This window comes from Oleiphilus messinensis (genome assembly GCF_002162375.1).
GTDB classification, from domain to species: domain Bacteria; phylum Pseudomonadota; class Gammaproteobacteria; order Pseudomonadales; family Oleiphilaceae; genus Oleiphilus; species Oleiphilus messinensis.
The window spans coordinates 927501-952444 of sequence record NZ_CP021425.1; the positions used below are offsets into that span (position 1 = coordinate 927501).

General features: G+C 48.7%; 25 protein-coding genes and 2 rRNA genes. 16 read left to right on the forward strand and 11 right to left on the reverse strand.

Going from position 1 to position 24944, the window contains the following annotated elements; genetic code table 11:
- Positions 1–119: 119 nt before the first annotated feature.
- From OLMES_RS04175 to OLMES_RS04185, 3 genes are all read left to right on the forward strand, one after another.
- Positions 120–3000, forward strand: a 23S ribosomal RNA gene (locus tag OLMES_RS04175).
- A 110-nt stretch (positions 3001–3110) separates the two neighbouring features.
- Positions 3111–3226: ribosomal RNA gene (gene rrf / locus OLMES_RS04180) — 5S ribosomal RNA — on the forward strand.
- 44 nt (positions 3227–3270) lie between these two features.
- Entirely contained in the window at positions 3271–4149 is an 879-nt protein-coding gene (locus OLMES_RS04185; protein WP_087460097.1) for a hypothetical protein, read from the forward strand.
- A gap of 12 nt (positions 4150–4161) precedes the next feature.
- Here OLMES_RS04185 and OLMES_RS04190 read toward each other — a convergent pair whose 3' ends face one another.
- The 7 genes from OLMES_RS04190 to OLMES_RS04220 all read right to left on the reverse strand — a co-directional run bounded on the left by OLMES_RS04190 (position 4162) and on the right by OLMES_RS04220 (position 12150).
- Positions 4162–4818, reverse strand: coding sequence for a GntR family transcriptional regulator (locus OLMES_RS04190; protein ID WP_087460098.1), 657 nt, complete (start codon positions 4816–4818; stop codon positions 4162–4164).
- Positions 4819–4957: 139 nt separating this feature from the next.
- Positions 4958–6373 carry a cardiolipin synthase gene (gene cls / locus OLMES_RS04195; protein ID WP_232465258.1) on the reverse strand — a complete coding sequence of 472 codons (1416 nt, stop codon included), beginning with the start codon at positions 6371–6373 and terminating at the stop codon, positions 4958–4960.
- A gap of 75 nt (positions 6374–6448) precedes the next feature.
- The gene (locus OLMES_RS04200; RefSeq protein ID WP_198343211.1) at positions 6449–7687 is read right to left on the reverse strand and encodes a dihydrolipoamide acetyltransferase family protein; all 1239 of its coding nucleotides are present in this window, start codon (positions 7685–7687) and stop codon (positions 6449–6451) included.
- Positions 7680–8687, reverse strand: coding sequence for an alpha-ketoacid dehydrogenase subunit beta (locus OLMES_RS04205; protein ID WP_087460100.1), 1008 nt, complete (start codon positions 8685–8687; stop codon positions 7680–7682). The genes OLMES_RS04200 and OLMES_RS04205 overlap by 8 nt, the downstream gene beginning before the upstream one ends.
- Positions 8684–9769: a pyruvate dehydrogenase (acetyl-transferring) E1 component subunit alpha gene (gene pdhA / locus OLMES_RS04210; protein WP_087460101.1), complete on the reverse strand. Its 1086-nt coding sequence runs from the start codon at positions 9767–9769 to the stop codon at positions 8684–8686. The genes OLMES_RS04205 and pdhA overlap by 4 nt, the downstream gene beginning before the upstream one ends.
- A 27-nt stretch (positions 9770–9796) precedes the next feature.
- Positions 9797–10822 carry a Leu/Phe/Val dehydrogenase gene (locus OLMES_RS04215; RefSeq protein ID WP_087460102.1) on the reverse strand — a complete coding sequence of 342 codons (1026 nt, stop codon included), beginning with the start codon at positions 10820–10822 and terminating at the stop codon, positions 9797–9799.
- Between the two features lie 302 nt (positions 10823–11124).
- A complete protein-coding gene (locus OLMES_RS04220) occupies positions 11125–12150 on the reverse strand; it encodes an AraC family transcriptional regulator (RefSeq protein WP_087460103.1) in 1026 nt (341 codons plus the stop codon).
- A 205-nt stretch (positions 12151–12355) separates the two neighbouring features.
- On the opposite strand from OLMES_RS04220, the gene OLMES_RS04225 reads away from it, so the two are divergent.
- The 6 genes from OLMES_RS04225 to OLMES_RS04250 all read left to right on the forward strand — a co-directional run bounded on the left by OLMES_RS04225 (position 12356) and on the right by OLMES_RS04250 (position 15845).
- Positions 12356–12544 carry a hypothetical protein gene (locus OLMES_RS04225; protein ID WP_087460104.1) on the forward strand — a complete coding sequence of 63 codons (189 nt, stop codon included), beginning with the start codon at positions 12356–12358 and terminating at the stop codon, positions 12542–12544.
- A 196-nt stretch (positions 12545–12740) separates the two neighbouring features.
- The gene (locus OLMES_RS04230) at positions 12741–13340 is read left to right on the forward strand and encodes a DUF1439 domain-containing protein (protein ID WP_087460105.1); all 600 of its coding nucleotides are present in this window, start codon (positions 12741–12743) and stop codon (positions 13338–13340) included.
- Between the two features lie 44 nt (positions 13341–13384).
- Positions 13385–13600, forward strand: coding sequence for a DUF5683 domain-containing protein (locus tag OLMES_RS04235; protein ID WP_087460106.1), 216 nt, complete (start codon positions 13385–13387; stop codon positions 13598–13600).
- A 33-nt stretch (positions 13601–13633) separates the two neighbouring features.
- Complete coding sequence (locus OLMES_RS04240) at positions 13634–14338, forward strand: DUF1722 domain-containing protein (protein WP_087460107.1); 705 nt, start codon at positions 13634–13636, stop codon at positions 14336–14338.
- On the forward strand, positions 14319–15101 hold the full coding sequence (locus OLMES_RS04245) for an alpha/beta fold hydrolase (protein WP_087460108.1): 783 nt from the start codon (positions 14319–14321) through the stop codon (positions 15099–15101). Before OLMES_RS04240 ends, OLMES_RS04245 begins: the two co-directional genes overlap by 20 nt.
- 141 nt (positions 15102–15242) lie before the next feature.
- Positions 15243–15845, forward strand: a complete 603-nt coding sequence (locus tag OLMES_RS04250) for a 3'-5' exonuclease (RefSeq protein WP_198343212.1) — start codon at positions 15243–15245, stop codon at positions 15843–15845.
- Positions 15846–15907: 62 nt separating this feature from the next.
- On the opposite strand, the gene OLMES_RS04255 is transcribed toward OLMES_RS04250, so the two are convergent.
- The 4 genes from OLMES_RS04255 to OLMES_RS04270 all read right to left on the reverse strand — a co-directional run bounded on the left by OLMES_RS04255 (position 15908) and on the right by OLMES_RS04270 (position 18765).
- Positions 15908–16762: a class I SAM-dependent methyltransferase gene (locus OLMES_RS04255; protein ID WP_087460109.1), complete on the reverse strand. Its 855-nt coding sequence runs from the start codon at positions 16760–16762 to the stop codon at positions 15908–15910.
- Positions 16763–16880: 118 nt separating this feature from the next.
- The gene (locus tag OLMES_RS04260) at positions 16881–17489 is read right to left on the reverse strand and encodes a hypothetical protein (RefSeq protein WP_087460110.1); all 609 of its coding nucleotides are present in this window, start codon (positions 17487–17489) and stop codon (positions 16881–16883) included.
- A 218-nt stretch (positions 17490–17707) separates the two neighbouring features.
- A complete protein-coding gene (locus tag OLMES_RS04265) occupies positions 17708–18112 on the reverse strand; it encodes a DUF4345 domain-containing protein (protein ID WP_087460111.1) in 405 nt (134 codons plus the stop codon).
- A gap of 206 nt (positions 18113–18318) precedes the next feature.
- Positions 18319–18765: a YaiI/YqxD family protein gene (locus OLMES_RS04270; RefSeq protein WP_087464324.1), complete on the reverse strand. Its 447-nt coding sequence runs from the start codon at positions 18763–18765 to the stop codon at positions 18319–18321.
- Between the two features lie 294 nt (positions 18766–19059).
- Here OLMES_RS04270 and egtB point away from each other — a divergent pair, with 294 nt between their 5' ends.
- From egtB to OLMES_RS04305, 7 genes are all read left to right on the forward strand, one after another.
- Positions 19060–20379: an ergothioneine biosynthesis protein EgtB gene (gene egtB / locus OLMES_RS04275; RefSeq protein WP_087460112.1), complete on the forward strand. Its 1320-nt coding sequence runs from the start codon at positions 19060–19062 to the stop codon at positions 20377–20379.
- Between the two features lie 29 nt (positions 20380–20408).
- On the forward strand, positions 20409–21434 hold the full coding sequence (gene egtD / locus OLMES_RS04280) for an L-histidine N(alpha)-methyltransferase (protein WP_087460113.1): 1026 nt from the start codon (positions 20409–20411) through the stop codon (positions 21432–21434).
- On the forward strand, positions 21421–22398 hold the full coding sequence (locus OLMES_RS04285; RefSeq protein WP_087460114.1) for an AlbA family DNA-binding domain-containing protein: 978 nt from the start codon (positions 21421–21423) through the stop codon (positions 22396–22398). Before egtD ends, OLMES_RS04285 begins: the two co-directional genes overlap by 14 nt.
- A 33-nt stretch (positions 22399–22431) precedes the next feature.
- Entirely contained in the window at positions 22432–22914 is a 483-nt protein-coding gene (locus OLMES_RS04290; RefSeq protein WP_198343213.1) for an acyl-CoA thioesterase, read from the forward strand.
- Entirely contained in the window at positions 22901–23347 is a 447-nt protein-coding gene (locus tag OLMES_RS04295; RefSeq protein WP_157678130.1) for a GNAT family N-acetyltransferase, read from the forward strand. The genes OLMES_RS04290 and OLMES_RS04295 overlap by 14 nt, the downstream gene beginning before the upstream one ends.
- A 25-nt stretch (positions 23348–23372) precedes the next feature.
- Complete coding sequence (locus OLMES_RS04300) at positions 23373–24317, forward strand: NADP-dependent oxidoreductase (protein ID WP_087460116.1); 945 nt, start codon at positions 23373–23375, stop codon at positions 24315–24317.
- A gap of 130 nt (positions 24318–24447) precedes the next feature.
- Positions 24448–24861: a CBS domain-containing protein gene (locus OLMES_RS04305; RefSeq protein ID WP_087460117.1), complete on the forward strand. Its 414-nt coding sequence runs from the start codon at positions 24448–24450 to the stop codon at positions 24859–24861.
- Positions 24862–24944 lie beyond the last annotated feature (83 nt).

Sequence of the window (24944 nt, forward strand, 5' to 3'; positions counted from 1 at the left end):
CAAACGATTCTGGTGTTTTAAAATCGTTACGGTGTGAGACCAGATAAGCTCAAGAGGTATCGACGCGAGTCGATCACTTTTGCGATGCATGCATCACAAAAGACCGCTTGGGGTTATATAGTCAAGTGACTAAGCGCATACGGTGGATGCCTTGGCAGTCAGAGGCGATGAAGGACGTGGAAGCCTGCGAAAAGCTTCGGGGAGCTGGCAAACAAGCTTTGATCCGGAGATGTCCGAATGGGGAAACCCACCTCTTAGAGGTATCTCTTTTCTGAATACATAGGAAAAGAGAGGCGAACGCGGAGAACTGAAACATCTAAGTACCCGCAGGAAAAGAAATCAACCGAGATTCCCTCAGTAGCGGCGAGCGAACGGGGATTAGCCCAAAAGCGTCATGACGAATAGAAGAACGGCTTGGAAAGGCCGGCCATAGAGGGTGATAGCCCCGTATTCGAAATTCTATTGGCGTGAAATTGAGTAGGACGGGACACGTGTTATCCTGTCTGAACATGGGGGGACCATCCTCCAAGGCTAAATACTCCTGACTGACCGATAGTGAACCAGTACCGTGAGGGAAAGGCGAAAAGAACCCCTGTGAGGGGAGTGAAATAGACCCTGAAACCGTATGCGTACAAGCAGTGGGAGCAGACTTGTTCTGTGACTGCGTACCTTTTGTATAATGGGTCAGCGACTTATTTTTAGTAGCAAGGTTAACCGTTTAGGGGAGCCGTAGGGAAACCGAGTCTGAAATGGGCGTCAAGTTGCTAGGAATAGACCCGAAACCGAGTGATCTATCCATGGGCAGGTTGAAGGTTGAGTAACATCAACTGGAGGACCGAACCCACTCCCGTTGAAAAGGTAGGGGATGACTTGTGGATAGGAGTGAAAGGCTAATCAAACTCGGAGATAGCTGGTTCTCCCCGAAAACTATTTAGGTAGTGCCTCATGTATCACTTCCGGGGGTAGAGCACTGTTTGGGCTAGGGGGTCATCCCGACTTACCAACCCCATGCAAACTCCGAATACCGGAAAGTGCAATCATGGGAGACACACGGCGGGTGCTAACGTCCGTCGTGGAAAGGGAAACAACCCAGACCGCCAGCTAAGGTCCCAAAGTGTATGTTAAGTGGGAAACGATGTGGGAAGGCACAGACAGCTAGGAGGTTGGCTTAGAAGCAGCCACCCTTTAAGGAAAGCGTAATAGCTCACTAGTCGAGTCGGCCTGCGCGGAAGATGTAACGGGGCTCAAACATGCCACCGAAGCTGCGGATCTTTTCGAAGATGGTAGGGGAGCGTTCTGTACGCCGTTGAAGGTCAATTGAGAAGTTGGCTGGAGGTATCAGAAGTGCGAATGCTGACATGAGTAACGACAAAGGGGGTGAAAAACCCCCTCGCCGGAAGACCAAGGTTTCCTGCGCAACGGTAATCGGCGCAGGGTGAGTCGGCCCCTAAGGCGAGGCTGAAAAGCGTAGTCGATGGGAAACAGGTTAAAATTCCTGTACCTCGTGATATTGCGATGGGGGGACGGAGAAGGCTAGGCCAGCGCGGCGATGGTTGTCCGCGTTTAAGGTGGTAGGCAGAGGACTTAGGCAAATCCGGGTCCTTAATGCCGAGAACTGATGACGAAGCTGAACTTGTTCAGTGAAGTGGTCGATGCCAAGCTTCCAAGAAAAGCCTCTAAGCTTCAGATATCACGGGACCGTACCCCAAACCGACACAGGTGGTCAGGTAGAGAATACTAAGGCGTTTGAGAGAACTCGGGTGAAGGAACTAGGCAAAATAGTGCCGTAACTTCGGGAGAAGGCACGCCGGCCAGGGTGAAGGATTTACTCCGTAAGCCCCAGCCGGTCGAAGATACCAGGTGGCTGCGACTGTTTATTAAAAACACAGCACTCTGCAAACACGAAAGTGGACGTATAGGGTGTGACGCCTGCCCGGTGCCGGAAGGTTAATTGATGGGGTTAGCATTAGCGAAGCTCTTGATCGAAGCCCCGGTAAACGGCGGCCGTAACTATAACGGTCCTAAGGTAGCGAAATTCCTTGTCGGGTAAGTTCCGACCTGCACGAATGGCGTAACGATGGCCACGCTGTCTCCACCCGAGACTCAGTGAAATTGAAATCGCAGTGAAGATGCTGTGTATCCGCGGCTAGACGGAAAGACCCCGTGAACCTTTACTACAGCTTCACAGTGAACTTTGACATTACTTGTGTAGGATAGCTGGGAGGCTTTGAAACTCGGACGCCAGTTCGAGTGGAGCCAACCTTGAAATACCAGCCTGGTACTGTTGAGGTTCTAACTCAGGTCCCGAAACGGGATCGAGGACACTGTGTGGTGGGTAGTTTGACTGGGGCGGTCTCCTCCCAAAGCGTAACGGAGGAGCACGAAGGTGCGCTAAGTACGGTCGGACATCGTACGGTTAGTGTAAAGGCATAAGCGCGCTTAACTGCGAGACAGACACGTCGAGCAGGTACGAAAGTAGGTCTTAGTGATCCGGTGGTTCTGTATGGAAGGGCCATCGCTCAACGGATAAAAGGTACTCCGGGGATAACAGGCTGATACCGCCCAAGAGTTCACATCGACGGCGGTGTTTGGCACCTCGATGTCGGCTCATCACATCCTGGGGCTGAAGCCGGTCCCAAGGGTATGGCTGTTCGCCATTTAAAGTGGTACGCGAGCTGGGTTTAGAACGTCGTGAGACAGTTCGGTCCCTATCTGCCGTGGACGTTGGAGATTTGAGGAGAGCTGCTCCTAGTACGAGAGGACCGGAGTGGACGAACCGCTGGTGTTCGGGTTGTGATGCCAATTGCATTGCCCGGTAGCTATGTTCGGACGGGATAACCGCTGAAAGCATCTAAGCGGGAAGCCCCCTCCAAGATAAGATCTCCCTGAGGCTTGAGCCTCCTGAAGGGCCCTTAAAGACCATGAGGTTGATAGGCTGGGTGTGTAAGCGTTGTGAGGCGTTGAGCTAACCAGTACTAATTGCCCGTGTGGCTTGACTATATAACACCCAAGCGGTTTTGACCCAAAATCAAATGACTGTGAATCTTATTTACTCGCTTTGTTCAGCCATGAACAGTTAAAGACAGAACGCATACGATCAACTTGTTTTGTCTGACGATCATAGCGGACGTGAACCACCTGATCCCATACCGAACTCAGTAGTGAAACCGTCCAGCGCCGATGGTAGTGTGGGGTCTCCCCATGTGAGAGTAGGTCATTGTCAGGCTCCTAATTGAAAACCCCAGTGGTAGATACCACTGGGGTTTTTTTATGCCTGTCGCATTACATCCCCCCAATGCTTTTGTCTATGTAGTTTATTATCTGCTTAACTTTGGCTATCTTTATAGTATTGTAAGTAATTCAGAGCCGAAGCTTCGTATGGACCAGCAGATTTTCGAAATTGCGTTTGAAGGTGAAATCATTCCTGGGGTGACACTTGATCTCGCTAAGCAGAATATGACCAAATTATTCAAAGCATCACCTGCCCAAATCGAGAAAATGTTCTCGGGCAAGCGTGTGGTTTTGAAGAGTAAATTGGACAAACCAACAGCATTAAAATACCAGGCTCTACTAAAGAAAAATGGTGCAGTCTGCCGTATCGGCATGATCGCGAAGCAAGATAATGTGCAGGCACCCGCGTCCACTCCACAAACTGCTACTACCACAGATTCAAAACAGGCTCCATCTAATGGGAAGTCTGCTATACCTGCGCGTACTGTATCTGAGAGTGCATTGACGAAAAAAGAAGTCAGCCAATCATCTGTGAAGAGTACTTTTGAAGTTGTAAAACCAAATCCCTTTATGGATGGCAGTGCTGAGCGGCCGCCGCTAAGAGAGGTCGGAAACGAAAATATTCAACTGGCCGGGGAAAAGGTGGACTCAATATTGTCCGACCTTGATTTGAATCTGGATGAAGCAGGCATCAGGCTCTCCGATGAAGTTGAGATTGTTGCGCCTGAGTTTGAAAACTTGGATAGTATATCCATTGCACCTACTGGGAGCCAACTCTCGGAGGAAAACCAACTTCCACCCCCACCAGCGCCAGACGTGGAACATTTAAGCATTGCTCCGGCGGGAGAGGATTTGGGGGAGTTGAAACAGGAGAAGAAAGCGCTTAATCCCGATATATCTCATTTGAAATTGAGTTAACGTAAACAGACCCTAGGGCCTGTTTACGCTGGCAAGCACCTGATCACATTGTTCCTGGCCGTAAAAATTAATGATCCGAATAAGTTCCTCTTCGTCTCTGGCCTTTATGGCATCAATCGAATGTCGCATTTGATCAAGGTTGTCTTGCAGGACTTTCGGCCCCTCACGCAGTGCCATAAACGCGCAACGCTTCGCCGAAGGCCACAAATCCTGTATCGCTGAGACCATGAAGTAATTGTCTGCATAAGCCAGGGATATTTGAGTGTACTGGATACCCAGATCCAGAAACTCCATCAATCTGCCTTGCTGAAAGCACTGACTCATTTTTTGATAAAGACTCTCAAGGTTGTGCAGATCATCCTCGGTTCGATTAAGTAACAATTTAGTACCGGTATGGCAAAGAATCAGCAACAGCATCTCATAGAGACTCTTGACGAAGTGCTCATCGAGTTCGGTAACAGTGCAACCCTTTCGTGGAATATTTCTAACCAGGTGCCGTTTTTCTAAGAGAAGCAGGGCTTCACGGATGGAGCCATGGCTGACGTTGAGATCTTTAGCCATTGCATTTTCATAAATACGCTCGCCTGACTTCAGCTTGCCAAATGCGATCATATTTTCAATATGTTGAGCAACCTGTTCGGTCAGCGTCTCTTTGGGTTTGAATTCCACAGATAAAATCACTCATTTACAGCAAAAAAATGACGATATGAAACGTCAACAGAACTTAGTATTTATTGTTGTTTCAGTTTATACCTTCTCTGAAAGATTAAAAAGAAGCAGAGTCTGATTCGGGCAGGTTTGTACTTAGTCAGAGTATCGGTGCGAGCAGTCTTGCAGCCCTGCACAGTAGTTTGAAGGGGAGTGACCGGAGTTCATATTGAGATGCGGGCAAGGTGTTCGAGGCTGAAAAGTCACGTACTAGCACTTGGGTTAGTTCTGCCACAAAAGATTTATCGTGAACAATGGCAGAGACTTCGAAGTTTAGTTTCATTGAGCGGTTATCCAGGTTGGCAGTACCGACTACGCCATGAGTGTCGTCGACTAATAATACTTTCTGGTGCATAAAGCCTTTCTCATAGCGATAAATTTTAATGCCCGCAGTATCTGCTTGCGCAAGGTAAGAGTAGGTGGCGTAATAAATGAATTTGTGGTCAGGCTTGCGGGGAATGAGGATTCTTACGTCAACACCTCTCAGGCTTGCAAGCTGGAGTGCGCTCATTATTTGGATATCTGGTACAAAGTAGGGGGTTGCTATCCATAATCGTGATTTTGCCTGGTTGATACATTGTAAAAAAAACAATTCGCAATAGTTAAGTTCATCAGCGGGGCCTGTTGCGAGTATGAGCGCTTTTTGGTCTTCATCGTATTTGGGTGCCAAATTTGGTTTTGGCAGTTCTGGAATATACCCGGTCGCCCAATGCCAATCCTCCAGGAATGATAACTGTAGTCCCATGACCGCAGGCCCCTCAATTTTTAAATGTGTGTCACGCCAGGGGGCATACCGGGTTGTCCTATCAAGATATTCATCACCGATATTGATGCCGCCCACGTAACCTGTTTCGCCATCCGTTACAACGATTTTACGGTGATTCCGGAAATTGAGTTGCAATCGTTTCAGGTAAGACCTCAAAGTACCGAACGGATGAACCAGAATTCCCGCTTCTTGGAGGTCTCTCAGGTATTCGCTGCTCAGGCCTGCGCACCCGACATCATCATACAGGAAGAACACGATTACGCCGGACCGGGCTTTTTTCATTAGTAGCGTTTTAAATTGCAAACCCAGTTCGTCGTCTCTGACAATGTAAAATTCAGTCAGTATGTAGCGCTCTGCGTTAAGTATGCTGTTGAACATACTCTCGATGGTCGCGTTTCCATTTACCAATAATGTGCATCGGTTATGCTCTGTGAATGGCAGTCGTGCCAGGGTCTCAAAAACCTCTTTACTGGAATCGGGTTGTTGGTACAGGGGACGATGAGGGGCGATAAGCTGATCCAGTTGAAAGGCCAGGTTATCCAGTTTTCGATCATCTTTGCGCCGAGCCCGGGCATAGCCTTCAAAACGGTTGCGCCCAAATACGAGGTATAGCGGCAGGGCAAGGTAGGGGAGCGTCAGTAATGCAATGATCCAGCCGATTGCACTTTGCGCTGTACGGTAATGCTGCAGAACCTGAAGAATACAGACTAGTGCTGTTGTGTAGACGAGAATCAGGCCGAGGTAGAGCACGGTTGTGTGCGAGACAAATGTCTGTATGACGATGGCCTGATCCTCCGTGGTAAAGCGAAGTCTTGCGCCGTTATGCTACTCCCGGGTCTCCAGGTTTTCAATAAGTGCAGCAAGAAATCGTGCGGCTTCTCCTCCAGTCGCGGCACGATGGTCAAATGTAAGGGAAATCGGTATTCGTTTGCGAATGGCGATTTGCTGGTTTCTGGCAACAACCTCTTCTCGAATCTTGCCCGCGCCGATAATTGCAATTTGCGGTGGAACAACGACCGGATTACCATAGCGACCTGCAATTGTGCCGAAGTTTGATAAGGTTATCGTGCCGCCTTGCATTTCCTCCGGGGGGATTGTCCGATTCAAGACGTCTTCGCGCAGGCGATTCAGGCCCTGTCGTAAGTCAGAGCCTTCCCGTTTCTGGATATTTCGTAAGACCGGTACAAACAGCCCTTCATCCGTGTCTACGGCGATGGCAACATCAACCTGCTGACGCAGTCGTCGGGTTAAAGAATCACCATAAAACCAGCCATTCAATGCCGGCGATTTTCGAGCTGCGTAGCCTATCGCCCGAATCAGGCGGATCGTTATATCTGTCCCGCCGAGCCAGTCATGAATATCGGCATCATCGCAAAGCGTCACAGGGACGACTTGTTCGTGGGACTTTTGCATCGCCACGGCCATACTTCTGCGAACCCCGCGAAGCGTTTCAGCTTCGCCGTGGTGTTCCGTTACCAATGCAGCATGCTCAATGTCCTTGATTGTGATATGCCCGTCGCTGCCGGAACCGGTAACAAGCTGTAAATCTACGCCTTTCCGTTCGGCGAGGGCTCTTATCGCAGGTGTTGCACGCCCGTGGATGGCATTTCTGCTTGAGTCCGGCGCACCGATGATAAATCGATCCTCCCGTTCGTTGCCTCGGGACTGTTTGAGTGTGCCAACCACGGTACCTGAGTCGGCACGGATACTGTTTTCCGGGTCGTCTGTGCAGGCTGGCGGGATGGTACTGTTTGGTGCAGTCTCTGGCGCAGCCGCTGAGTTTGCATCAGTAGCAGATGTCGGATCAGCGTTTGATATCAGCACGGAACCGAATTCCAGAAGGGGTTCACCTGTATGAATAATATCGCCTGCTTGTCCGAACATTGCCGCTATGGTTCCTGTTTGCGGTGAGGGCACTTCGACAATGGCTTTGGCCGTTTCAACCTCGACCAGTATTTGATCGACTTCGACAGTATCCCCAACAGCAACATGCCATTTTACGATCTCTGCATCGGGCAGGCCTTCACCCAGATCCGGGAGCAGGAAGTAGCTTGGCTTAGTCATAGTCCAGAGTCTCCTTCACCGCCTTGATAATTTTCTCAGTTGTTGGTAAATACAGCGATTCCTGTTTGAAATACGGCATAATGGTGTCATAGCCGGTAACACGCTTTACCGGTGCGCGCAGGTCGGTGAGGGCGTGCTCTGCAAGGGTGGCGGCGATCTCTGCACCAACACCACATTCCCGTGCGGCTTCATGAACAATGACACAATGCCCTGTTTTGGCCACAGAGCAAATAATCGTTTCCCGATCCAGAGGACTTATGGTCGCGACATCAATCACTTCGCATTCTATGCCTTCTTCAGCCAGTTGTTGTGCTGCCTCAAGGGTTTCCTGTATCATCGCGCCCCAGGATACGAGCGTGATGTGCTGCCCTTCTTGGAGTGTGAAGCACGTGTCGAGGGGCAGTGCCTGTCCAGCATTTTCAACGGTTTGGTTCGCGGCCCTGTAGATCCGTTTAGGTTCCAGAAAGATCACAGGATCGGGATTTCGAATCGATGCGAGCAGGAGGCCATAAGCGCGAGCGGGTGAACTTGGAATGACCACGCGAATGCCCGGTATGTGGGCAAATAACGCTTCCGTACTTTCCGAATGATGTTCTGGAGCGTGAATACCACCACCGAACGGTGCACGAAGCACCAACGGGCAATGTAATCGCCCACGTGTCCTGTTGCGCATACGCGCAGCATGGCTGATGACCTGTTCCATCGTGGCATAGATAAATCCCATGAACTGGATTTCAGCGACCGGTTTCAAGCCTTGAACTGACATCCCTACGGCCATGCCAGCGATTAGCGTTTCAGCGAGAGGGGTATCCATCACCCGTTTTAATCCGAACTGCTTGCGAAGATCCACCGTCGCCCTGAAAACACCACCATTCAATGCAACATCTTCCCCAAGTACGACGACTGTCTCATCGGCCTGCATTTCGTGAGCCAGGGCGAGGTTTATCGCTTCAACCAACGTGACAGGTCGTGTGATATGTGTAGATGCGATTGCGTTCATAGGTCCTCCCGAGTCGAGACTGCTAGCTCTTCGTATTGTGCGAGATAGGCTCTGGGGAGCGTCTCATACAGATGTTCAAACATGGCTGTTGGCTTATCGGGCGGTGTGTTCAAGTAGTCTTTAACTTCAACATCCACCGTTTCTTTACAGGTGACCCGCCACTGCTGTTCACGCTCTTCAGACCAAAGTTCGCGAATCTTCAGGTAGTTCAACAGCCGGGTTACCGACTCTGTTTTCCAGGCATTCTCAACTTCTTCACGAGCGCGATACCGGGTTGCGTCATCCGCAGTGGTGTGGTCTCCGAGGCGATAGGTAATGGCCTCAATCAGGGTGGGGCCTTTGCCCAAGTAAGCACGTTGCAAAGCCTTATGCACCTGATCATAAACGGCGGTAAAGTCATCCCCGTCGACGACAACGCCGGGGATGCCTGCACCAATTGCTTTTTGAGCCAGAGTGGTAGCATTGCATTGCGCTTTTCTGGGGGTGGAGATCGCCCATTGGTTATTGATGACTACCAGAACCAAAGGTAAATGCCAGGCACCGGCGAGGTTGAGTGCCTCAAGAAAATCGCCCTTGCTGGTAGAGCCATCACCCCCGGTGACCACGGTTGCCTGCTTGTTCCCTTTTATTTTCTGCGCGCTGGCAATTCCGGCGGCATGACAGAATTGCGTTGCGATTGGTACACAGTTGGGAAGGTCTTGCGGGCAATTTTTGTAATTACTACCCCGCTCGTCACCTCCCCAGTAACGAAGAATTTCAGAGAGTTTCACCCCTCGAAGGTTTAAAGTAGCCTGATCTCGATAATAGGGGACAAATACATCATCTGGATGCATGGCAAGCCCAATTGCAGTATTGACTCCCTCGTGGCCCTGGCAGGAAGGATAGGTTCCCAACTGTCCGGTGCGCTGTAGCGCAATTGCTTTTTGGTCGAATATCCGGATCAAGCGCATATGCTGGTAGGCCCTGATCAGCAGCTCATCACTTATGGTTTCGGGAAGTGGAGATTGTGCACTGTTATCAGGCAATAGATAGCGAATGCCCGGTATGTTGAATGCGTAGTTGCATTGTATAGTGGATTGCATGACTGTCCTCCGTTGTCCGATGGACAATTACGCAGAAATAGCAGATAGCTTGGCTTCGGCCAGCTCGTCTGCGATTTCGCTGGTTGCTTTGTTTTGCGTTTTGGAGTGCTCAAAAATTTCACTCAGCGTCTGGGAAATTTCCGCCGTTTTGGTGTGAATGTGTTCGTCTGGTTCGCTTGCGTGATGCATGGACGCGTAGATCAAACCACCGGCGTTAATTACATAGTCCGGAGCATAAAGAATACCGGCTTGATGCAGTTCGCGACCTTCCTGAGCGGTAGCCAGTTGGTTATTTGCAGAGCCCGCGACGATACTGCATTGCAGGCGTGAGAGGGTTTCCGGATTGATAATGCCTCCCAGGCCGCAAGGTGCAAACACATCGCACTCAACATCGTATATTGCGTTGGCCTGAACTTGCTCAGCTTGAAAGGATTCGCAGGCTTGTTTCACTCTAGTGGGGTTGATATCGCTCACGATCAGGTTTGCTCCGGCTTCATGCAGGAGGTTTGCCAGCGCAAAGCCGACATTTCCCAAGCCTTGTAATGCGACCCGAATCCCTTCCAGATGCTCTGTGTGCAATTGGTGGTACACCGCGGCTTGAATGCCTTCAAAAACCCCTTGAGCCGTGAACTGAGACGGGTTTTTCTCGCGACTCGTACTTGTGACATGGCGGGTCTGATTGGCAATGATATCCATTTCAAAAGCGCTTGTGCCGCTGTCTATTGCCGTTATGTACCTACCATTCAGAGACTCGACAAATTGGCCAAACCGGGTAAATAATTTCTCTGGATCGTAGTTGGCGGGTTTGATAATAACGGATTTGCCGCCACCTTGTTTAACGCCCGCCAAAACAGCCTTGTAACTCATACCCCTTGCGAGTCGAATGGCGTCATGAATTGCTTTATTATCATCGTCATAGGTCAGAAAGCGGCATCCGCCGAGTGCTGGGCCCATTTTTGTGCTATGAATTGCGATGATGGCGTGTAAGCCGGAATCGGCATCGCGGCGGAAGTGTATTTCTTGGATATCGGACTGTTCTAAAATTGCGAACATAATGCTACTTCTCCTCACGTCGCCCGCTGTCTAGACGATGGCGGATCAGCTTGTGGCCGACTGCCGGAGCATGAATTATGCTGTTCGACTAAACATTGGTCAGTTTTACTTAGTGCTAGTGTGGTGCTGCATCGGTAGTAATACAGAACGTTACCTGTGTCGGAATCGCCATGTTTACTCAGATCCATTATAGATCGAGATAGATTAAAATATAATCAAAATTGTGTGATATTTGTGACCATCTGTGAGGTCTGTGGTGATGAATTATGCAAATCGAAGTGTCGAGATACTGGTATGGGGCATTAAAGTTGAGCGTTGTCCTTTTGAAATTGAGCGGGTGATTGTCCCGTCCAGCGCTTGAAAGCGCGACTAAACGCGCTGAGTTCTGAAAAGCCGAGCAGGAAAGCAATCTCACTCAGCGAGTATTTGTTTTGTTTCAGATAAAACATGGCCTTCTTCTGACGAACCGCTTCGACCAACTCCTGGTAAGAATGGCCCTCTGCCTTTAATTTTCGATACAGGGTGTGCCGGCTCATATTGAGTTTTTTGGCTATTCGCTCTGCGTCAAAAGCATTCTTTGCCAATTGTTTATTGACCAGATCCTGGACTTGTTGTGCCAATGTTCGCTGCGGCCTGAGTTTGCTCAGTAAGTTTTCGACATGCCGGGTCAGAACCTGGTGAAGATATGGATTCCGTTGCGGTAGTGGATAATCCAGAAAGTTCTTTTTGAAAGCGATACAGCAGTGTTCTTCCCCAAACCGTATCGGGCAGGCGAATATGCGTTCATATTCTGCCGTGTACTCCGGGGCGTTATGCGCGAATGCGACAAATTCCATCTTCAATTGCGGGTGAATCAGCTTTTTGGCTCGGGTAATTGAAACCGCCATAGTCCGTTCCATTATCGGAACGGAATATGCGTCCGGACAATCCCAAACATAGCGTAAATAGGCTCGCTGCTCATCAGTTTCAAACTCGGCCCGAATACCTTCATTGACAAGGGTATACAGGCGCGTGAATTGTGTTAGGGCTTTTCCCAGTGTCGCGTTGTTAAAGAAAATGTGTCCGACAACACCCATCCCCTCTTCCTGAGGCTTTTCTCCAAGGTGCAAGCCCAATGCGGGATCGCCACTGAGAATCAGCGCTTGCTCCCACATGTGTGCATATTGATGCAAGGGGATGCGCTGATCCGGCTTTTCGAGATCGTTCAGCGGCATACTGAGTTCCTGTTCCAGCTGTGCTTCACAATAACCGTGCTTTAACAGAAAGGAGGCCAGGGTCAGAGCGGAGGAAGCCGATACCATTAATTGAAATTTTTTTTCTTTAGGCACGAAAACAGAATCCTTTGTTGGGCCTTCAGCGTAGGCCTTAAAGACTACAATCAAGTGACTTTCGGTTGCAACTGGAGGTCAAGTGATTGGCACAGGGCGTCAAGCGCAATGTACCGTTGTTGAGTAATATAGTAGCTGAGTCGACGAGGTTGATGTAGGTCAATTCACCTGACCCGCCATTTAAGCGAGGGGCGTCGACTACGATGTGAAACGCTGGAATGACCCGATAGTCGGGAAACAGGCGTTAAAGTTAACCGAGCTTCGGGAACGGGATTCATTCGAACTAAACAGAGAGATTACTATGGAATTGGAAATTTGCGTACCACACAATGAAGAAGAATTAAAAAACATCAAATGGTTGGAAGAATACCTGAATAGCATTTATTACTGCTAGGAATTGAGTTTCGGGAGAGCCCCGATCTCATTTGAAAAACCGGCGCTACTGCCGGTTTTTTTATGGAATTCGTTACCTTTGATCCAGTTATGCCTGTATTTGAATTGGTTTTACCTGTATTCTGATCTTCTATTTGGCCTTCTATGCTAAATTCAGACTTTACTTCAACTATTTGAATTTTCTTAGGATTGCGAGAATGAACAATCGCTTTATCGGCACGCATTGCCGGGAAGACGCCTTCTCTGTCACCGGTTGGCTGGTGACGCTGGTATTATTGTTGTTGGCGGGATGTGCCTCAATTGCCGGGTACAGTATCAGTGAACAGACCTTGGAAGGTTATGCCCGACAAGCTGTTCAGAAGTTTGATCAGGATCAGCTCAAAGCTGGATCCCCGCTCAGCCTGTCAGTGAATAAACTGGATCTGACGCTGGCCCCAGAAGGCCGACAGGTCGTGCAACTTGATTTAAAAGGTCAGGTGGCCCTGAACACCGTGATTATGAAGGTTCCCGTGGATATTGCGCTGAAGATTGAAGGGGCACCCATTTACGACGGGACAGAAAAAGCCATTTTTTTAAAACGCCTGAACGTACTTGAAAGTGAAGCCAAGTCACCTTTCTTCAACCAGAATTTCCAGCCGGCGATTAAGCAGAGTATCGCTATCATTAGTCAGATTCTTGAGACGGTACCGGTTTATCGGTTGAACGAGCAGAATTTATCCGAGCGATTGTTGATGATGACTGATCTGAGTATCCATGTGGCAGAAGATCGGCTGGTGATTACGCCCGTGGGGCAGTGACATCACGCTTCTGTCTGAGGTAACCCGGAATTAGGGATGGCTTGATGTCTAAAAGTGGAATAGCAGCAGTTCTGAGTTTAATTCTGCCCGGTGCGGGGCAGGTCTACAATGGTCACTTTTTTCGCGCCTTGTTCTGGTTTGTTATTACGCCTGGCCTGTGGATTGGCTCGGGGGGATTTTTGGGCTGGATTTGCCACTTGATCTCGGCATACACCGCATATTACAAGGCGTCTAATCGTGTCGATCAGGAATCGTATTAGCAACATCAAACTAATGATCTAACCCTTCAGCTTATGAGTCAAATACTGGATTTACCTTCGGGCCTGCTCGACTCGGATTTATTGTGTGAGCAAATGCGCCTTGTTTCAGCCTACCTTGATCAACCGGCATTACAAAATTCTGCGGGAAAGCTTTCGCTCCCAAAACACTGGGTTGGGTTTGAGGATGCGTTGGCTGTGCGTTTGAATTCCCATATGGCAGAAATGCGTCTCAGGCAAATTGCAACGCCCGAGTGGGCTGATCTGACCGCTGACAGTGTTGTCTGGCCTCCTGGCTTTCAGCCACCACTTGAAGCGCAATTGCTGCTCTTGCAGGATCGTGCGGCTGCAGGGCTCACGGGAAGAATAAGGTTGCCGAAAAGTTGTCATGAATTATGGGCAACCTTTAAATATTCGGTATTGGCACGTAACCATCAGGCCTATTCTAAAATAGGGCAGTTGGTTGCGATTCGTGGCATTGAATTTCCTGAATTATTGGAGCGTCTGGTTTCCATCTTGCTGTCTGCGCCATCGCGGGGTGGAACGCTTAATGCGTTACAGCATATGTGGGGCTATATATCGCGCCGCTCCAGTTTGGATCCTAACAAGGCATCGATGAGTGCCATTTTGTCTGAAATTCAAATGTTGAGTCTGTCTTCTGATGAAACTTATCTTTTGAATTCTACATCCTTGAGTGATTTAAACTTCTGGGTAGTGTTGTATGACCGCTGTTCACCTTAATTACAAAGTCATGGGGCAGGGCGAGCCTTTGATTGTGATGCATGGATTGTTCGGATCCTGGGAGAATCTGGGCTCAGTTGCCCGGGGGATGATGGATACTTATCAGGTTCATGCCCTGGACATGCGTAATCATGGTCGTTCCCCTCACTCGAATAATATGTGTTACTCATTGATGGCCGCTGATGTCATTCAGTATATGGATGACCAGGGCCTCGAGGCCGCGCATTTGTTGGGGCATTCCATGGGGGGCAAAGTCGCCATGACCTGTGCCTTGGCCTACCCACAAAGAATTAGATCGGTATTGGTTGCTGATATTGCACCTGTGCAGTACGAACGGCATCATGAGCGGATATTGGAAGGTTTGGAGCGTATTGATCTGGTGGCTTTGAAGTCAAGGCAAGAGGCAGATGAATTGCTTACACCCTATGTCCCTGAAGTTGCTGTGCGCCAGTTTTTGCTGAAAAATCTCATTAAAGCGAACGCGAGCGGGTTTGCATGGCGTTTAAATCTGGCTGCGATTATTTCGAACTACGAACACATTATGTCGGGTCAAAGTTCAACTGTAGCATTCCCCGGGCCTGTGCTGTTTATTAAAGGGGGGATATCTGATTATATATTGCCTCAACATCGCGAACAGGTGTTACGTTTGTTTCCCAATGCTTCAATGCGCACTATTCCAGGTACAGGGCATTGGCTACATGCCGAGAAGTGTTCGTTATTTGTACAGATATGTAAGCGATTCTTGCAAAGTGCGCAAAAATGAGAAAAACGTCACATCTGTTTTACAAAGCTTCACTAAATAGTAGCTGTCTAAATACCATTTCAGTTTAAACTGGAGGGATCACAGTTCTCGCGAAGAAACTCACCAGTCGCTGAGATAAAATAATAAAAAAGAGGGGTGGTCATGAATGTGAGTACGAGTAGTCTCCATCAGCAATTGCCAATCATTATCGATATCGAAGCCTCTGGTTTCGGCTCAGGTAGTTATCCTATTGAAGTCGGGTTTGTGTTGCCCAATGGTGATGCATTTTGTTCACTTGTGCGTCCCGAGGCGGAATGGACCATGTGGGATGAACATGCTGCAGAACTGCATCATATTTCGAGGCAAATGCTTTTCAAGCGGGGAAAGTCCTGCCAGGAAACCGCGATCTGGTTGAACCGCCACTTACGTGGTGCAACGGTTTATTCTGATGCCTGGGGTCATGATATTTCCTGGTTAGGGTTGCTCTTTGAAGAGGCCAATGTTCCACAACTGTTCAAGGTTGAGGCTATTACCACACTCTTGAGTGAAGATCAGATGCGGATATGGGCCGAAATGCAGGCTGATGTGATTGCGACATTGAACGTAGAGCGGCATCGAGCAAGCACTGATGCATTGGTGATTCAGACGACCTATCATTGGGTTCAGGAACAGGGAAAGGGCAACCCGGATCGTCGGCGGGATCCGGGAACTGTAGTTGATTCGCCAATCAAGTTAGGTACTGCAAAAACAAAACGAACCGGGTAGCGGGAGGCTTGCCCAACCAGATACGGGATCCCGGTCACGGAACCGTGATGTGAGCCGGGCGTTTATACGATTGCCCGGGTAACTCGAAACAGACACTCGCCTTGCATTTTAGGCAATCCGTATTGCTGCGAGACTTCGTTTGGGTTGAGCACGTTCACCGTTGAAAACCCGCACTCTTTCAATCCCTGCGCTACAGATTCATCCGACGTGTAGTGCAGCGGGACCCGTTGCCGGGTAAACATTTCGATCAGACTCACTCCCCAATGATAAGTAAGTTGTTCCTGATAAACGGGGAGTTTGGGCCAAATTTCAAAAATGTATTCGCCATGCTTAAACGTGGCGAGAGCGCCTCGCAGAGAACGCCAGAAGTTTTCGATGGTGGACAGTTCAAAGTAGTTTACTAAACCTTCCGTGATCACGAGTATGGGTTTGTTGCGATCAAAGTGCGAGTCCAGGATAGCGTTCAAGCTCAATGGTCCGGATTCGCGCAGGATGTTGATCGGTTCAACACTGTGCTCTGGATGGCTGAAGCGTAGCTTGCCGAGGCGTGCTTGTTTCCAGTTGACCATTTGTGGCAAATCGGCTTCGACATATCGGATGTTCAGGCCAGCATCATCTGCCTGTTTCAGAATGCGTTGTGCCCTCGAGGATAAGCCGCTGGCAATCTCGAGAATTTGTAAGGTAGGGTTTTGTTCAATGGCCTCAAGCGTTAAGGCATCGATGAGTTTATGCCGTTGGATTAACATTGTTTCGAGATTATTGCCGAATAACCGTTCATTCAGCCAACCTACCGGTCGATGAATATAGTAAAGGCTCTTGCCGAGAACGGATCCCATTTCGGGTTCTGAATAGGCATTCTCACACCAAACCTGGCCGGTAAAATATCCAGTCAGGCTGACAGGTGATTTATCATTCATAGTATATGCTCCGTACCGTTGAGCTGCTGATCGTTGTTGAGGTCACCAGTCTGGCGATTGAGTAAGGTAATAAAATTGGCCAAACTGACGCATAGCTCAGGGTTCCCCGGCCAGTCTGTCAGGCTGCTTGTTGGGCTCTAAACAGGTTCATAACAGATGCAAGATTGGCTGAGAGTTTTGATGTTAATGCCGGGTAATGCCGAATGGTATCGGTTGCGCGATCAATAAAGCGATCAGGCGAGAACGTCGGTAGACTCAACAGCATTGAGATAACGGATAATTGTTCTTGGCTACAATGCCAGAGTAACGTAGTTGCTACATCTTCCGGGGCGGCACAGTAAACCCATACCGGAGAGTGAATAAATCGTCGCTCGAGTTGAATGGCATCGCGATCAAATTCATCATGAAGCAACTGCGGACCCTTTCGATGTCTGGACGTGGGCTGCAGCGTCGGTGGTCGGTAATGCTGGTCCAGATGGTTGTGCAGTACAATATCCTGTCGATTTACCAGTTTTGCAACTTTGAACTCAAGACTGACTTGATGGGTTGAATGTCTCTGTGTAACCCCTCGGCAGAGCAATTCTATAGCCGGCCGTCCGAAAAGATAGGCGCGAATACTGCCTGGTGAAGTTTGCCTGCGTGCAGCTGTGGTGAGTTCGTTCGGCGTGATACAATTTAAAACCGCCTGAGTGAGTGGCCCAGGAGGGATAGGTGCATCCTGTAACATTTTTCATCCTTGGTTTTGTTCACAGTTTACCTGTGTGGTACCGATTCCAATCAGTACCGTGGTAACACTGATGTGACTTTGTTTTTATTTTTTATAAAATTTTCGTCAAAGATCCACCCGGAATTCCTGCTTTCGGTCCTTATAGGATATTAGACTAAAGTATTACATCATTTTTTTATATTGGCCTGCAAGTTATCTTTTTGGCGTTAAGCCAATGCTCAGGGCACCCAGGCGGGGGTCGGGGTTTTCACAATTTTCCACATTAGGCCTGAAACCAAAAACATAAAGCTCTCGAAGTAGGTCAAATTCAAAACGAACTGATTTGCGGGTCCATCGATAAGCAGGCTTGTAATGCGCCCAAAGAGCAGGCCCCCGAGAAACAATGCAACCAGACCAAAGCCAATTTTCAAGGTCTGCAGACGGAAGGAACAAATTACAAAAAAGAGGCCAAAAAACAGGTGCATACCACCATAGTTTGCACGAATTTCATTGAATGCGCCTGGGGTATTCAGAGTGATTCCAATCGGCTCCATGAGGTCTGCTGGAGCGAACAAGGCATTCAAACCTACCAGGCAAAAAATACCGCCAAATATGAATAGCAGTATATGGGAAATAAACTTCATATTTTCTTCCTTGTCTGTTTGCTGTCGAATAAATTAAGGAGGTGTCAAAAGCCGGGACAGCTGACAATTCGCATTAAAAGAGCACAGTATTTATTGCCAGTTTTACCATTTTATTTTTCAAGCATAAATTTTGTTGGCAGTGTGTCTTTCATCGCTTTGAATTTCATCGCAGTTCCAGGCTTGTGCGGTGCGTTGAGTACCTTGTGCTATTGATTGCGGGCAAGAAATCGATCCAGTGCATTGGCGAATTCACGACGGTCCGTTTGAGAAAGTGGAGGCGGCCCACCCGTTGCCATGCCCGCATTGCGCATTTCTTCCATAAAGTTCCGCATGGTGAGTCGCGCCTTGATATTCTCTTCGGTGAGTTCATTTCCCCGGGGGTCAATTACCTTCGCACCTTTTTCGATAACTGCATGGGCCAGAGGAATGTCTGCGGAAATGATCAAGTCACCCGCCTGACAATGTTCTGCGATGTGATTATCCGCATTGTCAAAGCCTTGAGCGACCTGGTATGACTTGATCATTTTTGAAGGCGGAGTTCTAATCGCATGATTGGCTACGAGATTTAGTTGCACATTCATCCTGTTTGCTGCGCGAAACAGAATTTCCTTGATCGGGTTTGGACAAGCATCTGCGTCGACCCAGATTATCATATATTTTTCCTTTGCCTGTGTAATATTCATCGATTCGGAAGACGTGACGGGCGCAAATTCCTGCCTTGTAGATCCATTTTATTGAACTATCTTACAACTAATCAGTCGTCAAGTTGTCATAAGAGTGCGATAAATCTGTCAATCTGTTCCCGTGTGGATTGATTATTAAGTCAAATCGGTATTGTGCCCAGTGTGCAGGCTTGATGTGGTTGGTGAATAGCGCATCATGGGACGCCACCCATATTTACCGGATACTCGATTTGAATTTGTCCAAATTTTATTTGCGGACTTATTATGAATGTTGATTGTAATGATCTTTGGCAGCGCTTTGTTCAAGTTCGTTCGATATCGGAAAAACTTGCAGAACCGCTCGAAATTGAAGACTATTGTCTTCAGGCTATTCCCGAAACCAGTCCGATCAAGTGGCACTTAGCTCACACAACCTGGTTTTATGAAACTTTTATTCTAAAGCCCTTTCTCGCCGATTACACGCCTTATCATCCGCGTTTCGAATACTTGTTCAACTCATATTACAACGGGGTGGGGATGCAGTTTCCCAGACCCCAGCGCGGAGTGCTTTCCCGACCCACTGTCGCGGAAGTTGCACGATACCGAGCTTCTGTGAACAAAAGCCTGGAAAAACTGATGGCAAGTTTGAGTGAGCATCCCGATGCGATGGCGATATCCCAACGACTTGTATTGGGATTGAACCATGAACAACAGCATCAGGAGCTAATGTTAACCGATCTCAAGTATAACTTGTCATTAAATCCATTATATCCGGTATACAATCCCGCCCCTTTGGCGCATGCCCAGCCTGTCCCGGGAGCTCGGTATATTGATATACAAGGCGGGTATATACCGACAGGAGTTGATGCCAGCGCCAATGCATTCTGCTTTGACAATGAAACCCCCAGGCATGAACGACTCATCCAGCCATTTTCAGTTGCGGATCGCCTGGTGACTCAGGGTGAGTACCTGGAGTTTATTCAAGACGGTGGCTATCAAAATCCGCTCCTGTGGTTAGCGGATGGTTGGGCGGAAGTTCAACAACAGAAGTGGTGTGCGCCGTTATATTGGGTTCCTGATGCCGAGACAACGGGAGCCGGGTCAAGTTTTTCGGTGTTTACGTTGCATGGCCTGCAAGATTTTGATCCCAACCTGCCGGTTGTGCACATTAGTTATTATGAGGCCGATGCTTTTGCGCGCTGGGCAGGTGCCAGGTTACTGCGTGAGGATGAGTGGGAAATGCTGGCTACAGCCCAATGCCCGACTATAGCCCAATGCCCGACAACAGCCCAAACGATAAAAGGTAATTTTTTTGACCCGCAGCGCAATCACCCGGTTGGCCTTTCTGAGTCACTTTCTCAGAACACCGTTCAACAGCTTTATGGTGATACCTGGGAATGGACTCAGAGCCCCTATCAAAGTTACCCGGGATATCGGGCAGCAGAGGGCGCAATTGGTGAATATAACGGGAAATTTATGTGTAATCAGCTGGTCTTGAGAGGCGGTTCGATTGCCACACCTCAGGGGCACATTCGAGCCACCTATCGCAATTTTTTCTATCCTGCTGACCGTTGGCAATTCAGCGGACTGCGTCTAGCGCGATAATGACATAAATAAAATAAAGGGATAACCAAATGCTACCTTTGAGCACGGAGTTTTCAACTGAATCATTGGTTCGTTTTTATCAGGTTGCTGGTGAGGATACCACAGACCATTGCCATCAGGTCCTTGATGGCTTGCAACTGGAACAGAAAACGATATCACCGAAATATTTTTATGATGAACGCGGATCAGAATTGTTCGATCAAATAACCCGGCTGCCTGAATATTACCCAACGCGCACAGAACAGGCGATACTGGAGCTATTTGGTGCCGAGATTGCGCAAGCCCTGGATTCAGAGACATTATTGATTGAGCCCGGTAGTGGTGGCTGTCAAAAGGTTCGGGAACTGCTGCAGCATCGTTTTCCTGCGGCGTATGCGCCCATTGAAATTTCCGGAGACTATTTGAAAAAAGCGGTTTCCCGACTTTCCAGAGAGTATCCGGATATGGATATTCATGCCATCTGTGCAGATTTTACGACATTGAACCGTTTACCCGGTGAACTTGACGGGGAAAAACGGGTTGCGTTTTTTCCAGGATCCACGATTGGGAACTTTGAACCTGAAAAAGCGGCAGGTTTGCTTCGTAATTTCGCTGAGCTCGTAGGGGATGATGGTGCATTGTTGCTTGGCGTTGATACGTTGAAAGATGCCGATGTACTGCACGCTGCCTATAACGATGCCCAAGGTATCACGGCAGAATTCAATTTAAATATGCTGGATCATCTTAACCGTTTAATCGGGGCCGAATTTGATCGTCGCTATTTTCACCATGAAGCATTCTTCAATGAGACATCCGAGCGGATCGAAATGCACCTCCGGTGTGATCGTGCACATTCTGTAAAGGTTGGGAGCCGCACGGTCGATTTTCAGCAAGGAGAGACGATCCACACCGAAAATTCCTATAAATACTCGCCTGAAAGACTGGATCAGTTAGTCTCGCGAGCGGGATTTGAGCGGCAACAGAGTTGGTTTGATGATGACCAGCAATTTGGCTTTCACCTGCTAAAACGGGTAACAAGCATTGCGGGCCAGGATGAATTGAGTGGTCGCTCGTAAGCGCGAATATCGTCGGTTGAGCCGTCGTACACGGTTTTTGCTGTTAGGGACGGAAAACAGTGCGGTTGATTTCAAACGAAACGCTAATGGCGTGAAACAGAAATCACTGGTTGCTTTTGCCAACTCTGAAGAAGGTGGAGCCTTGCTGCTCGGAGTTGAGGAGTTTACGTCTGAAGATGGCGTTCAGCGCGGTCGGATTGTCGGGTGTGATGTGGATGACGGCGCGCGCTTGCAAATTCAGAATAAGGCACTAGGCTGCATTCCACCGGTGCATATTGAAATCATTACAGAGAACCTGGCACACAAGCCGATTTTGCGTATCGAGATCAGAACCGGGTCCCAGCGGCCTTACTGCACGTCTTCCGGAGAGTATGCTATCCGGGCAGATGGTCGTAACAGAGTGCTGCAACCCAGCGAGATGCTCCAGTTGTTTATGGATCGTGAGAGTGAACAGTTTCTGAATCGGTTCAAATATGCTGTGAGTAAGCTGGAGGCCCAAGTGGAAGCCATGGATGGAGAATTGAAGCAAGGCGTAGATCGCATGATTTCCGATATCATGCGTCTTGATCATGATACGTCGTACATTCTTAATGAGCTTTATGGGCGTTCACTCGACATCCGCAAAGAAACAGATATTGCGAAGAAACATGACTCTGACCTTGAGCGAAAGCTGAAGAATATCAAGCAGGGACAAGAGCGAAAGTACAAACACCTCCGGAACCGGATCGGTGATATTGAACTGAAAATTGATGCCTTGCTGGAACATTTTGCGATTGCTGATCCCATCCAGCTCAAGGCGCGAGATCACATTATTGAAATGACGCAGATGATTCAGAATAAGAATAATGAGGGTCTGCTCGCGGACTTTCTGGATGTTTTACGCCACATTTACCCGGACATTGAGCCTGAACAACTCTCTCAATGGGTCTCTGAAGCACTGGACGAAGCCAAACTAAAACAATAATAATGTCAGCCAACGACCACAGGAACTACTTGAATGTTGATTCAACCGCTTATGAACGAAAACACTGAAATCGATTGGCAGTATCCAAACCCCTATTTGACCGATATAAACGTTTCACCTCAAGACACGGATCGCCTGGGACATACCAACAATGTCCGTTACCTTGCCTGGCTTGAAGACGCCGCATGGGGGCATATAACGGAATTGGGTCTGGGCTGGGATGTAAAAGAAGCACTGGGTCGTGCAATGGCCATTGTCAGGACTGAAGTGGACTATCTGGCCGCTTCATATGCTGGTGATCACTTATTGCTGGGGACATGGATAACCTCCTCGGATTTCAAATATCAATCCACCCGTGAGTTCCAGTTGGTGCGCTATCAGGATCATAAAGTTGTATTGCGGGCGAAGATGCAGTTTGCCTGTATCGTATTGAAAAGCGGAAGGCTGAGTAAAATGCCTGTGGAATTTGTTACGGCACACAGGGCCGGACTGGAGGCCGCTGGTGTACCTTGTTGAGCGTTTAGCCCCGATTCAATTTCCATTGGTTAACCGGTTTTACAAAGAGGCTGGTCATAAAGGGAAGGCGCGGGGAGATGATGTCGTATTCGTTCTAAAAGCTCACGGCATTATTCGTGCAGCGGTTCGTTTGTGTCCGGTGGAAGGGCGGCTTTTTCTCAGGGGACTTTGGGTTATGCCAGAGTTTCAGCGGCAAGGTTTAGGCAGTGTGTTAATGCAGCAAGTAATCGAACAATACTTGCAGGGAAGATACTGCTGGTGTTATCCCTTTGCTCATTTGGAAGTCTTTTATTCACAATTTGGTTTTAAAGTAGTTGCACCTGAAAGTGTCCCGGAATGTATTGCAGGGCCCTATACGGCCTATACGCGGGCAGGTAAAGCAATTTTAATCATGATCAGAGATGACTCTGATCCAGAGTCAGTGCCAGACTAAAACCGGGTTCGGGAGGAGACAAACCATGAAGCAAGTTCAAATTATAGCCTTCGGCGATCCGGATGTGCTGCGGGTAGTCGACACGGATGTGCCAAAACCGGGCAAAGGTGAAGTGCTGGTGCGCGTTGCGGGTGCAGGCATTAATCCAATTGACTTTAAAACGCGCCGGGGGCTTGGTTTTGCAGCCGAACGAATTCGTGGAAATTTCCCCTGGAGTCCGGGTTATGAGTTTTCAGGTTGGGTTGAAGCCGTGGGCGAGTCAGTTGGGCGATGGCGGATAGGCGATGCAGTTTTTGGTATGACGCCGTTCCCTGATCAGGGCGGGGCGTACAGTGAGTTTGCGGTTACACGAAAGGAATTGCTCGCTCCAGCTCCAGGTTCCATACCGGTAGCCAATGCCGGGGCGGTTCCTCTCGCCGCGTTAACCGCGTGGCAGGCCCTTTTTGAAATTGGCAGCCTTCAGGCAGAAAGTAAAATACTCATACACGCTGCTGCTGGTGGCGTTGGTCATTTCGCCGTGCAACTGGCAAAGACCCTTGATGCCTACGTTATCGCAACGGCTTCCCCTGATAATCACGACTTCCTGCTTGAGCTCGGGGCCGATGAAGTGATTGATTACCACAGCACCGCATTTGAAACAGTCTGTTATGGTCTGGATTTTGTATTGGACAATGTAGGTGGAGGCGTGGGGTTGCGCTCGCTGGATGTGCTTTCTTCTCATGGGCAAATGGTTACCGTGCCAACGATCTCGGCGCAAGATATTATTGCTCAAGGGGAAGAGCGAGGGATAAAGGTGACCGGCTTGACGGTTCACTTTGATGCACAGCAGTTGGAAGAAATAGCGGATTTAATCGATACTGAAGACGTTAAACCCCATATCAGTACAGTTTTTACACTGGCTCAGGTTCAACAGGCGCACACGCTTGCGGAAACAGGCCGAGGCCGGGGTAAGTTGTTGTTGTTACCATAGTTGTTACCATAAATGTTGTCGGAAATATTGTAGATCCTGGTTGCAGAAAAAATAACAAAAAAGGTGCGCCCATGCGCCTATAACCAACCTCAAGAGTTAGCAAAAAACTCGAAACTGCGGAGTGTAAGTTATGCATTCAGTCAAAGTCAGAGATTATATGACCAGCAATGTGCTGTCATTCAAACCTGAAGATGGTGTTATAGAGGCCCTGCGAAGTCTTTTGAAAGCCGGGCGGTCCGGTGCCCCTGTGCTGGATGATGATCACAAGTTAGTGGGGGTTTTGTCCGAAATCGACTGCTTGAAAGAAGCGCTGATGGGTGGATATTATCAGCAGGCAGGAGATCGAGTTGCCGACCACATGTCGGCAGAAGTGGATTGTGTGCAAGCTGATGATGACATTCTGGTGGTTGCAGACTTGTTTATGAAAGGGCGCAGACGGTTACCTGTAATGGAGGAAGGCAGAATGGTGGGTATTATTACCCGCCAGGATTTTGCCAGGGCACTTATTGAACGAATTGACCATCCACATCATGGTGATAATTGATTATTACCTGGATTGTGCTTCAGGTTATGTAGATATCTGTCGTTTCCGTTGATATCTACAGACATTGGCTGTAAGTTTCGCAG